At 59.7% G+C, this 12352-nt stretch carries 5 protein-coding genes; all 5 read right to left on the reverse strand.

Translation table 11 applies throughout. The features are described from left to right. Window positions 1-3 precede the first annotated feature (3 nt). The 5 genes from EDC14_RS00435 to EDC14_RS00455 all read right to left on the reverse strand — a co-directional run bounded on the left by EDC14_RS00435 (window position 4) and on the right by EDC14_RS00455 (window position 12337). Window positions 4-1617, reverse strand: a complete 1614-nt coding sequence (locus tag EDC14_RS00435) for a hypothetical protein (protein WP_132012210.1) — start codon at window positions 1615-1617, stop codon at window positions 4-6. Between the two features lie 502 nt (window positions 1618-2119). Beyond that, complete coding sequence (locus EDC14_RS27135) at window positions 2120-3832, reverse strand: phage tail protein (protein ID WP_243662748.1); 1713 nt, start codon at window positions 3830-3832, stop codon at window positions 2120-2122. A 79-nt stretch (window positions 3833-3911) separates the two neighbouring features. Next, window positions 3912-11231: a host specificity factor TipJ family phage tail protein gene (locus EDC14_RS00445; RefSeq protein WP_132012211.1), complete on the reverse strand. Its 7320-nt coding sequence runs from the start codon at window positions 11229-11231 to the stop codon at window positions 3912-3914. A 34-nt stretch (window positions 11232-11265) separates the two neighbouring features. After that, window positions 11266-11700, reverse strand: a complete 435-nt coding sequence (locus EDC14_RS00450) for a C40 family peptidase (protein WP_132012212.1) — start codon at window positions 11698-11700, stop codon at window positions 11266-11268. Then, window positions 11678-12337, reverse strand: a complete 660-nt coding sequence (locus tag EDC14_RS00455) for a DUF1833 family protein (RefSeq protein WP_165907679.1) — start codon at window positions 12335-12337, stop codon at window positions 11678-11680. Before EDC14_RS00455 ends, EDC14_RS00450 begins: the two co-directional genes overlap by 23 nt. Window positions 12338-12352 lie beyond the last annotated feature (15 nt).

Raw genomic sequence — 12352 nt, forward strand, 5'->3', positions numbered from 1 at the left:
TTGTTAGCAATCACTATAACAATCGCACTGGCAATTGCAGTTGCAGTTACTAAGGACCTTTTCTAACGTGTGGGAATGGGATTTTTGAACGAGCTGTTCAATAAGGGCAGCTAACGAATATGTTCCTGCCGATACTCCTTTTATTGTGTGAAATAAATAGTTAGCAATATTTCCACTTCCGGTTGTAATATCAACAGAGCCGAAAGAAGTAGCAGCACCCAACCCTTTGTCAGTCTGAAGTGATCCATTGCTATTAACATTCTGTTCAGCAAGAAGTTGATCGGTGGTGGCAATCGTTTTGCCATTCACCTGTGTGACAGTAATATTAGCGCTGCCATCAAAGGGTACGCCGTTGATCGTTCTGGCGATGGCAAGCTTCGTGGCAGTGGCTGCATTCCCAGAGCAAGCCGTTGAAGTACCACCATTTGCTACAGCTGTTACCGTGATGTTGGCGCTGCCATCGAAAGCGACGCCGTTAATTGTCCTAGCTGTCTGGAGCTTGGTGGCTGTTGCTGCACTTCCCCCATTCGCCGGCCGCGCATCACTCAACCGCGGATCGCTATTGGTCACATACCTATTCGTACTGGCCGGCGTCCCGCTCGTCCCGGCCAGGGCGGCTTTCTGGTCGGCCGTGGGGTCGTTGGCGTTGGAATGGCCGGCGATGGTCAGCCGGTCATTAGTGGCATCGGGAGTCAGGGTAATCCCGGTCCCGGCCACGATCTCCAGCGTATCCGTAGGCCCGTCGGCGCTCACCGTGGTGCTGCCCACCAGGATGTTGCTGAAAGCGTTCTGGTTGGCCTGCGCGCCGGCGGCGATGCCGCCCAGCTTGCTCTTGTCGGCGGCCGACATGAAGCCGCCGGCCGAGGTGGTCGCTTCGGAGTGGCTATGGCCATTGGCGGTAAGGGCGATAGTCAGGGCGTCATTGGTGGCGTCGCCGCTGATCGTGATCCCCGCGCCGGCGTTGATGGTCAGGGTGTCGGTGACGCCGTCGGCCTGGATCGTCGCCCCGCCGGCCACCACATTGGCGAAGGCGTTCTGGTTGACCTGCGCGCCGGCGGCGACGCCGTCCAGCTTGCTCTTGTCCGCCGCCGCCATGAAGCCGGCGGTGGAGGTGGTGGCCGCGGCGTGGCTGTGGCCGTCCTGAGTGACGGCGACGGTTACCTTGTCGTTGGTGGCGTCGGGGGTCAAGGTGATCCCGGTCCCCGCCGCCAGCTCCAGCGTGTCGCTCTTCGAATCGGCCTGAATCGTGGTCGTCCCCACCTTGACGTTGCCGAAGGCGTTCTGGTTGACCTCCGCGCCGGCGGCGATGCCGTCCAATTTCGCCTTGTCGGTATTGGACATCAGGCCGTTGCTGGAGCTGGTGGCCGTCCCGTGGGTATGGCCCGCCGCAGCGAAGGCGCTGGCGTCGTTGCCGTCCAGCTTGTCGGCGTTGAGGTTCGTATTGAGCGTACCGTTGGATACGGGGATATTCCCGCTGGCGTTGCCGGGGCTGAGTCCCGCCACCTTTTGGGCGTCGACGATCCGGTCCTCCTTCAAGGCCCGGAAATTTTCCCGGATGTCTCCGGGTCCGGCGGCGATAGTCTGTGTATCCGCCGGTTTATTCAGATCGAATGCCATGATTCTTCACTCCTTCTGTCTATTTGATATTCATGTATTAATCCATGCGCTAGTGTTCATGTTTCGACTGTTCTCTTCGTCCTACACAGTTACGAAAATGCCAATAAAGCAAGGTTCCCCCTTTTGCTTTCTTGATCTAAGATTCCATCGCAAACGCTACCTATTTGCCCCGGACAATCCTTGCCGGTACAATTGCCGGCGTTCTTCTTTCCAAAGTTCGTGCAATACGGCCAAGCCATGAATGATCGCCTCCAGCTGCTATTGATAATTCTCTCGAACGAAAACACGCTCTTGAAGCTTCTGGTTGTTTTCTAAATACTCCCAAGCTACCTTCTGTTCTTTTTTCGACTTCGAACTGCCCTTCGGTAGCCTTTATTTGTTATGTGCTCATTGATTGAGATTTTAAAATTTGTCACATTTGTAAACGAGAGATCTCATCAAGCCGTCACCGAAAGTGTAAAAACACTTGCAAGTCTTCCATTCCCTCATCCCTATCCACTGTTTAATATTTGATACAAGCCAATAAAGCAATGTTTCGAGGCCTGGTTTCTGTCCCACCTGTATTGCCGATGCCCCCGTCAAACATTCCTATGGTAGCATCTGCACTAGCAGCGCCATTATTGGGATTATAATTATCGGTATTATTTCCCCATCCCGAACCTCTAATTTGATGTGAATGGCTTTTGATATCGTCGGCCTGGCTGCTTCCGAATGCGCGTCCCGAATCTACCCCTCGCCCATCATCATAGCCTCTTATAAACTCCCCGCGCAAATCCGGCAAATTAAATGTGGTGGAACCATCACCTGCGCCAAAAGTTGTCCCAATTGCAATAAATAAAGCGGCATAAGTGGTGCGTGATACGGCTGCCCCGTTTGCCTTTAACCATCCCGTCGGGGGCGTGCTCATGGCAAAATACGTGACCGCTCCAGGAGGTATGCCCGATGTCGCAGCGGCAAAATCACTAGCGTGTTTGCCATCAACGGTATCAGCATTCCCACCGTTCGCCGCCGCCGTTACCGTGATATTGGCGCTGCCGTCGAAGGCGACGCCGTTAATCGTCCGCGCTGTCGCCAGCTTGGTGGCAGTCGGCGCATTCCCGGCAATCGTCGTCGCAATCGACGCATTCGCCGACCCGTCGAAGGTCGCCGAACCGGTCACCCCGCCCGTCAGGGCGATGGTCCGGGCCGTCGCCAACTTCGTGGCCGTTGCGGCATTGCCCGTGCAGGCCGCCGCGCTGGGCACCGTGCCAGTCACTGCGAGCGTTACCCGGTCATTGGTGGCATCAGGTGTAATGGCAATATTCGTTCCTCCGACCAACTCCAGCGTATCAGTAGGCCCGTCGGCGCTCACCGTGGCGCTGCCCACCAGGATGTTGCTGAAAGCGTTCTGGTTGGCCTGCGCGCCGGCGGCAATGCCGCCCAGCTTGCTCTTGTCGGCGGCCGACATGAAGCCGCCGGCCGAGGTGGTCGCTTCGGAGTGGGTATGGCCGTTGGCAGTAAGGGCGATGGTCAGGGCGTCATTAGTAGCGTCGCCGGTGATCGTGATTCCCGCTCCGGCATTAATGGCCAGGGTGTCGGTGACGCCGTCGGCTTGAATCGTCGCTCCGCCGGCCACCACATTGGCGAAGGCGTTCTGGTTGACCTGCGCGCCGGCGGCAATGCCGTCCAGCTTGCTCTTGTCCGCCGCCGCCATGAAGCCGGGGGTCGAGGCGGTCGCTGCGGCGTGGCTGTGGCCGTCCTGGGTGACGGCGATGGTTACCTTGTCGTTGGTAGCATCGGGGGTCAAGGTGATCCCGGTCCCTGCCGCGATCTCCAGCGTGTCGCTCTCCGAGTCGGCTTGGATCGTGGCCGTTCCCACTTTGACGTTGCTAAAGGCGTTCTGATTGACCTCCGCGCCGGCGGCGATGCCGTCTAATTTCGCCTTGTCGGTATTGGACATCAGGCCGTTGCTGGAGCTGGTGGCCGTCCCGTGAGTATGGCCCGCCGCAGCGAAGGCGCTGGAGTCGTTGCCGTCCAGCTTGTCGGCGTTGAGGTTGACGCAGAGCGTGCCGTTGGCGATCGGGATATTACTGCTGGCGTTGCCGGGGCTGAGTCCCGCCACCTTTTGGGCGTCGACGATCCGGTCCTCCTTCAAGGCCCGGAAATTCTCCCGGATGTCTCCGGGTCCGGCGGCGATGGTCTGCGTGTCCGCCGGTTTATTCAGATCGAATGCCATGATTCTTCACTCCTTCGATGGATTCGTTTTCGATAAAGCGCCGTCCTGGCCGTCGCGGCTAAAAAAACGAGAGGCTCCGTTAGAAGCCTCTCGCCAGCCAGTTGATGGTCCCGCCGACATCCGCGCCGGCGGCGTTCAAGACCCTCACCCGGAACTGCTCCTTCCCCACGCTGATCAGTTCGGCCCGGAGTCCCGGCCCGATCGCGGCCGGATTCACCACCGGAGCTTCCCAATACTTGCGGCCGTATGCCACGTCCGTCCCTCCGGCGGGGATGACGGCGGCGCCGTACCGGTCCACGTCGGGCACGTCGATAATCTCCCGCAGGATATTGACCTCCGGGGTTCTGGCGGTATCCGAGGCGTTCAGCAACACCCGGAATTCGGCGTACCGGAAGGTCGTCAGGACCGGCGCGAAATCCTGCCACTCGGTCCAAAGCGTCCCGTCGCGGCTGACCCGGTATTGCAGCTTGGCCGAGACTCCCGAACGGAGCAATACCGTCGAGACAAACTGGGTGACGATATTGGCAGTGATCACGCTGCCCATGTCTTTCCGGGCGCAAAGATACGTACCGGATTTATAAAATGCATCTAAGCTCGAAGTAAAATCATATTTTGCGACGGTATACTCATCCACTGGTAGCGGTTTGGTCAAATCCGGCGCATCGGTTCGGGCGATGTTGGAAAGGCGGAGATCAGAAATGTATGAATTTATTTGCAAGCCGCCTTGTATCCATCTGCCAACATATAAAACGGATTCGAACTGATTCGGTAGATAACTCGCATCACAAGTACCAACTAACACATTATCCAAATACGCCTTTCCGCCAGTCTCGTCCCAGCAAAACTTAAAACGATGTATTCCGTCGGGTATTACATTAGCAAACGGTATGGAATAAGTGGTGCCAGCGCTATTGCTAACCACACAACTCCAACGCGTCGAATTCGGAGATCGCCGAAACGATATTTGATTAACCTCCAAACTCGTACCACCCGGTATTTTCCCAGTCGAAAGAATCATCGACCAGCGTGGATTTGTCGCTGAATGAAACCGTGCATTGATGTTAGCGGTGATTTCGATCGTTCCTTTGCTCGGACTCATTCCATCCATCGGAACCGATAGATCTTCTGAATTCCTTGTGTTGATCGTGAAAGACGTAGCGTAGGGCTTTTCTTCGATTTGGGCATAGCACGCCGAGATCTCCTTAAAACCGGCGACGTAAAACCGCAATTGCATTCCATCCTGTGTAAATGAAGGATGATTGATTGTGAATCTTTGCCATGTCGGAGTGACTGTAATGTAAGATACTGTTAGTTCAGTATCGGCGGCTTGCGCGAACCATAGAGCCAGGTTTTGATTTGATCCTGTATTGCTTCTAAGCCATATACTACCTGTAAATGCTCTACCTTTTACGGATGCTGCGGTTGTAATAGAGATTCTGAAATCACCGTTGCTCGTAGCATTAACGACCCGAGACACATTAATCACTGTACCAAAAAAATTATCCTGAACAATGGTTCGTGTAATGCTAGACCCGCTATAATTCATAGGTGCCAACCCACTAGCATCAACTGCACCACTTGTAATTAAATTGGTCGTACCCTCTTCAACGAAGATCCCTGCTTTGCCGTCAACCGTCTCAAATCTTGGCTGGTCGATTCCTACCGCTGTTCCATCAGTAAGATAAGCCATAGAGTTTCTACTGAATGTTATGGGAATCTTCTTCAGCTTCAGCACAGTCTGCCCGCCGACCTCGGCGAATTTGATGTTGGGGTAGTCCATGAACCTGCCGCCGAAGTTGGCGTAGTTGAATTGGCTTTCGCCGAATTCAGTGTTCTCGTGGCTCCCGTCTTGCAGCTCAATCTCATTGTAATCGAACATCACGTTCTTCGGCGGCAGATTGGCGATGGTCACCCCCGCCGAGGCCGCCTCCCGGCTGTAGTATCCGGCCCGGTTGATGGCCTTGATATGATATCTTTTGCTGGTCTCGGTATCCACGGCAACGCTGTAGCTCGTCTCCGACAATCCCGTCACCACCAGCGCCGCGCCATTGTCGAAGGTGGCGCCCTCCCGGATCTCGTAGGCCACCACGTCGCTCTCCAAGGACTTATCCCAGGACATGGCGACGACCGTGCCATTTTGATAGGCTACAAACCCGGTGACATCGGCCGGCTCGATCCTGGCTTCAAACACCGCGGCGATCTCATCCGATTCAAAACCGGCGTTGTTCCGGGCGCGCAGCATAAACTTGTAGGTCCCGCTGGCCGGCGGCTTCCAGGCCGTTTTCAGCTCCTTGGTGCGGGCGATCTCCGCGCCGCTATCCCAGTCCAGCCCGACCTTGAGCGAATAATCCTGCAAGTCCAGATCGGTAATTCCCGTCCAGGCGATCTGGAGGTTGGAGCGGTCGTTGGGATCGGCGGCGACGGTCAAGCCTTGCGGCGGAGACGGATTCAGGTCAAACCTGCCCTCCACCGGCGCCGGATTGAGGCTGGTCTTGCCGGCCTTATTGACCGCGGCGATCCAAAAACGGTAGAGCCGCTCGGCGGCGATCGACGCGTCGCAGACCAGTCCGGTCAGCCGGGTGGCAACCACCGTGCCCAGGTCCCAGTTGGCCCCCTCGCGGATCTCGTAATAATCCAGATCCAGGTCGGGAATGGCGTTCCAGGTCAAACGGACTTTGCTGCGGTCGTTCCCCCATTGTTCCGCCGCGAAACCGGCGACATCCGAGGGCTCGATGTTGGCCACCGTCGCCAGGCTCAGCGGATTGGAATACAGCCCGCCCACGTTCTTGGCGCAGATCAGGAAGGTATAGCTCCCGCTGGCCGTCACCGAATAGGTGTAGCTGGACTCGCGGGTGGTTCCGATGAGCGTCGCCGACTCCCAGGCGCCGCCACGGCGGATCTCGTAGTTCACCAGGTCGGTATCGGCCACCGGTTGCCAGGTGAGCACCAGCTGGGCGTGGTTGGCCGGGCTGGGAGCGATGGTTCCGGGCCCCGGCTTGCTCGGCTTGAGGGCGATGGCGAGAGACTTGGCGGCGGCATTGGCGCTTCCGACTCCGCCGCTGGTGATGGCCTTGATCAAGAAGTTCGCCGTCTCCTCGGCCGTGACCATCTTTTCCAGGGCGGTCGTCTTCAGCCCGGTCGCAAAGACGGCGGCGCTGTCCCAATTGGCGCCCTTCCGGATCTCGTAATGGCTGAGGTCGCTGTCGGCCACCGGATTCCAGGCGAATTGCAAAATCCGCCGGTCCAGCGGGCTTTGCTGGATGGTGAAGCCGGTCACCGCGGCCGGTTCCGCCTGAATGGTGATGGCCAGATTCAACGCGGACGAATAAAAGCCGGCCTTGTTGCGGGAACGCGCCGCGAAATGGTGGACCCCGCCCGATCCGACGGCAAATGGATAGCTCGTCTCGCTGGTCCGGGCGATGACGGTATTCTCATACTTCAATTCGTAATAGTCGATATCCAGGTCGGGCACTTTTTCCCAGGAAACCTTCAGTTTGAGCCGGTTGTCATAGTCCGAAAGCACGCTGCCGCCGCCCGGCTGATTCGGGGTGAGCGTCACGCTGACGATCTGCGCCGCCGGGTCGTTACTGGCGAAACCGGCCTTATTGACCGCTTTGATCAAGAAGGTGGCGGTCTCCTCGGCGGTCGCCACATCGTCGTAGTAAGGGTTGCCGATCTTGGTCGCCACCACGGCCGCGCTGTTCCAGAGGGCGCCCTTGCGGATCTCGTAATAGGCGAGGTCCTTGTCTGCAATCCCGGTCCAGCGGCATTTCAAAATCCGCCGGTCGGTGTCGCTTTGCTCCACGACAAAGCCGGTCACATTGGACGGTTCGACGCCGGCGTTGAACGCTAAATTCAGGACAGTGGAGCGGAACCCGGCGGTATTGCGCGAGCAGATCATGAAATTATAGACGCCGCTGGCGCCGATTCGGTACTGGAGGCCGGTCTCTTTGGTGACGCCGACCGCCGCGCCGCTGTCCCAACTGTTCCCCAGCCGGACCTCATAGGCCGCCAGGTCCTTGTCGGATACGGCCGACCAGGAGATCAGGAGATTGGAGCGGTCATTGGCGTCCTGGAGCACCGTCCCGGCAGTCGGCGCGTTCGGTTTGGCCTCGACATAAAGGCTCTTCCCGGCGGCATTGACCGAGCTGTTGCCGGAGTTGTCGACTCCCTTGACCCAAAAGGCATAGTTGCCGCTGGCCGGAACGGTGTAGGAGGAGGTCAAATCGGTGGTCAGGCCGCCGATCTTGGTCCCGGCGCTCCAGGAAGCGCCGACCCGGACCTCGTAGCCGCGCAGGTCGGGATGGAGCACGGGATCCAGCGCCGGCCAGGTGAGGATCACCCGGGCCCGGTTGTAGTCGTCCTGGACCGCCGTCAGGCCCGCCACGTCGCCGGGCGGATCGGACTTGCCGGTCAGGCGGAACGCTTCCGAAACAGTGCCCGCGGATTCGTTGCCCAGGCGGTCCACGGCGCACACTTTGACTGTGACGGTCTGGGTATTGGGAATCGCCTTGATGGTATAGGCCGGCTCGGGCGTGGCTCCGGCGAAATTCCAGACGGCGCTCCCGTCGAGCGCGTAATAGACCCGGAATTCCCTGACGATCTCCCCGGACGGCCGGAAGCTGACCCGGATGTCCGAGAGCGCCGTGCCGTCCCGCAGCAGAAAGGTATTCTCACTGAGCCGCACCTCGCTGACGTCGGCCGGGGCCGGCTTGGCGGTGGCGGTATACGTGAGCGTCGCCGCGCCGCAGGGGTTACCGAACTGATCGAGAGCGGCCACCCGGATCGCGTATTGTCCGGGCACGCCGACCTGCCAGGAGAAAGCGGCCTGCGGCGCTTCGATCTTCTGGACCTTGCGGCCGTCGATCTCCACCTGCGCGCCATAGTACATGCCGCGCGACGGAGTCCAGGCGATATCCAGCCAGACCGCGCCCGTTCCATCCATATGATGGCTGGCGATGAGTCCCGAGAGCGCTTCCTTGCCGGCGCTATAATTCAAGGCCGGCGGTTCGTCGCCGCTCTCGTCGTAGACCGCTTCATTATATTCCAGCGCGCTGATCTTGCGCCGCTGGTTGACGTGATCCTTGGTGATGCTCAGGATCTTGAAGGGTTTAGCCACCTTTTGCACCGCGCCGAAGGAGTAGAGATCGCCCGCCGCCGGAACGGCGTCAAACGGGGTGATCACCTGCAAGGCCGCGGTCTCGATGAAGCTCTCCCCGCCCGGGCAGGTGTTGACCAGGGCCTTGTCGACCAGGGTGTCGTCGGCCAGGCGAACCTTCAGGGCGTAGCTCTGCCCCTCGTCCAGCCGGACCGGCCGGTCCAGGGTCACTCCGCCGGCCTCGGCCGCCACGATCCGGCCGCCGGCGCCCCAGAGCGGCACGTCGTGCTGGACCGCCACCACATCGCCGATGGTGCAGGCGATGCTGTCGGCCTCCGCCGACCAGGAGCAGGTGCGGGTGTTATAGCGGTTGGTCCGCAAGAGATAGCGGCCGTGCCGGTAAGCCTGCTCCAGCGTGACGCAGCCCCGCAGGGTGACCTGAGTCGGATTTTGCACCGTGGCCGCGGTGTTGTAGTCCGCCGCATAAACGGTGATCGTGTCGCGCTGGTAGTCCTTCCCCTTATTGAAGAAGGTCACCTCGATGGCGTTGGCCCGGTCCTTGGTGTCGGCGAACTGCTCGTTGAACGAATTCAGGCCGATGTTGGCCATGTTGAAAAGTTGCACCACCGGTTGGCCCGGCTGATCGCAGACGCAGCTGTAGCGGGTGCCTTTCAGAAAGACATTGCCCCGGCCCAGCGGCGCGATGAGCCGCAGCGCTTCCCAGAGGTTCTGGGCGGTGTCCAGGACCAGGTTGACCCGGAGCCGTCGTTTGGGGTCGGGCGTTCCGGCCGGGTCGTCGAGGCGGACCCCGTCGCAGCAACGGGCCCATTCGGCGAAGGCGTCGTAATCAATGCGATCCGCCGGGACGCCGCGCACCACATCGTGGCGGACTCCGGTCCGGCTGTCGGTGAGCCGGTAGAGCCGGTGGATCAGCCAGTAGCAGGCCCAGGCCGGGTTGTCGGCGTCGCGCGTTTCATAGCAGCCGCCCGCCGCGCCCCTGGGATTCCAGACCCAAACCTGATCGCGCGTCTGTTCCCAGGTGACCGTCGGCAGCCCGCCGGAGAGCTGGTCGGTGGCCAGCGCCTTGATGGCCAGCAGGATCTTGCCCGGCCGGACGAAATCATCATAGATGATCTGGGCCAGGTTCGACCACTGGATGACCAATTCGGAATTGGGTTTCGCCAGGCATTTCACGCGCACGTCATACTGGCCGGGATTCAGATGGTCGATGGAGATGGTGCTTTTGAAGGGCATCCGGGTGCTTCGCGAGAAGGACCACTCCTTAGTGTTCCAGGCGCTTCCCTCGGGCGCGTCGTGCAGGCGGTATTGGATCTCCGCCCGGAACTGGCCGGACTTCACCTCGCCGTCATCCATCCGGTACAGTCCGGTCGGAAAGTCGAGCGCGATCTCCAGGCCCTGTACGTTGTCGCCGGTGGTGGTGGCCGTCGCGTACTCGGCTGAAAGGGCGAAACTCAGCGGCTGCTCCACATAGGCATCGGCGAAGCCCGGAATGACGCTCTGATGATTCAGTCCGGCCCGTTTGTAAACCTTCACGCCGCTGTAGTTCTCCAGCGGATTGCCGTTGATCTGGATCGCGGCGATGCCTGGGACATGATCGACCGCATCGTCGGGATCATCCGGGTTGGACTCGCCGTCGCCATCGTATTGGCACGGTCCTTCGCCGCCGCAGAACAGGAGGTTCAGATACTGCTTGTCGTCCTCCACCGAGACATGGGACTGCAAGAGCTGCCCGCCGGTGCGGACTCTGCCGAAAGTGATCTGGACCGGATTGCCCTGGCCGATCTGATTCTGTACTCCGTTCCAGCCGTAAGTGAGGCTCTCTTGCTTCATATCCAGCTTGGCGGGGGGGAACCAATGAGACATGGCGATGCCGCCCACTAGATTCGTCGCCATAGCAGCTGCGTAACTCCATGGATTGGACCACGAAACTCCTATACCCCGCCAAAGACCTGATTCAACTAAATTTCCAACACCCATCGACAGCATCATCAAGCCAATGGAGGCCACCATTGACAGGATATTCTTTGATTTCGAGCTCCCTTTGGCCACCCGGGGCATGGCCACGATGAAGTCGCCCGGACCGGGCGTGGTCCGGCCATATTCGTCATCCGCCAGGATCCGGCCGTTGTGAACGATGTCGATCTCGGCCGGCTCCGCCGGATAGCTCCCCCGCAGATAGTCGAAGACCGGCTGGCCGGGGACGAAAGAGAGCTCACGGACCACCCGGTCCCGTTCGATATCGAAAGGATTCTTAATGATTACCAGTGTAAGCTGATTCAAGCCATCACCTCTTTCAAGAAAGGATCATTTCAAGTCATTTCCTCGGTCCCGCTTGCCCCGCCGTCTCTTTGAACTCCTCCCCCGGCACATAATAGCCGACGATCGCCTGTTTCCAATAGAGGTGATCGGTCCGTTCGATGCAGGAGAAGGCTTTTTCCCGGGCGTGGATGAAGCGGCCCGCACCCAGGTAGACGCCGACGTGATTGCCGACGGCGGAGTTGAAGCGCATGAAGATCAGGGACGGAACCGGCGGCTCGCCGGCGGTGATCTCCTTCCAGCGCCGTTTCTCCCGCTGGTAGGTGCGGAAGATGGCCGCGCTGTCGTAGGCCCCGATCCGGTAGTCTGGCAGCTCCACCCCGAAGCGGCGGAAGACCTCCAGAGCCAGCCCCCAGCAGTCGTATGCCTCCGGCCCCCGGCCGCCGTCGGCGAAAGCCTTGCCGACCAGATCAGCTACTGGGGACGGGTTCATTGGAACGGTAAAAGCCGCCCGGATTCAGTGTCGGTTCGCCGCCAAAACGGGCCGCGTTCTGGCGGGCGCGGCAGCCGTCCAGGGTGTGGGGGCAGTCGGGGTACACCTCCTTGACGGCTTGGCTGACGCCGCACTCCGGGTCCTCCGGCCCGTAGGAGAACGGGCAGAAATCCGCCAGATAACGGCGGGCCGGCACCCTTTGGATGGTGGTGAAGTCCGGTCCCAGGGTGAAGACGACCCAGTTGGCGTCGGCCCTGGTCTGCTGCACCGCGAAGCTCTCCCGGATCAGCGGCCCGTCGGCCGCGTCCAGATGGGCGGCGTGCACCACGTACAGGGTGACCTGGGTCCCGGTGGCGCCGTTGGTATCCTCCAGATACTGCGAGATGGTGCGGTCGATGTTGCAAACTTTCAGATCGACCCGGGACAGCTCCTTGCCGTCCTCGGTGATCTCATCCAGTTGAAAGGGAAAGGCCGTCCAGGTGTCGCCGGACCCGGCCGGCCATTCGATATCCTCGTTATTGTGAACCACCCGGATCGGTTCCAGGTCCGGAATGTCGATCCGGAGCAGCACCAGAAACGGGCTGTCGCTGGCGAGCCGGTTCTTCTCCAGGATCGCCGCGGCGGGAAGTCTCTGCATATCCATGCCTCCTTT

The organism is Hydrogenispora ethanolica (assembly GCF_004340685.1).
In the GTDB taxonomy this organism is placed as follows: Bacteria; Bacillota; UBA4882; order UBA8346; family UBA8346; genus Hydrogenispora; species Hydrogenispora ethanolica.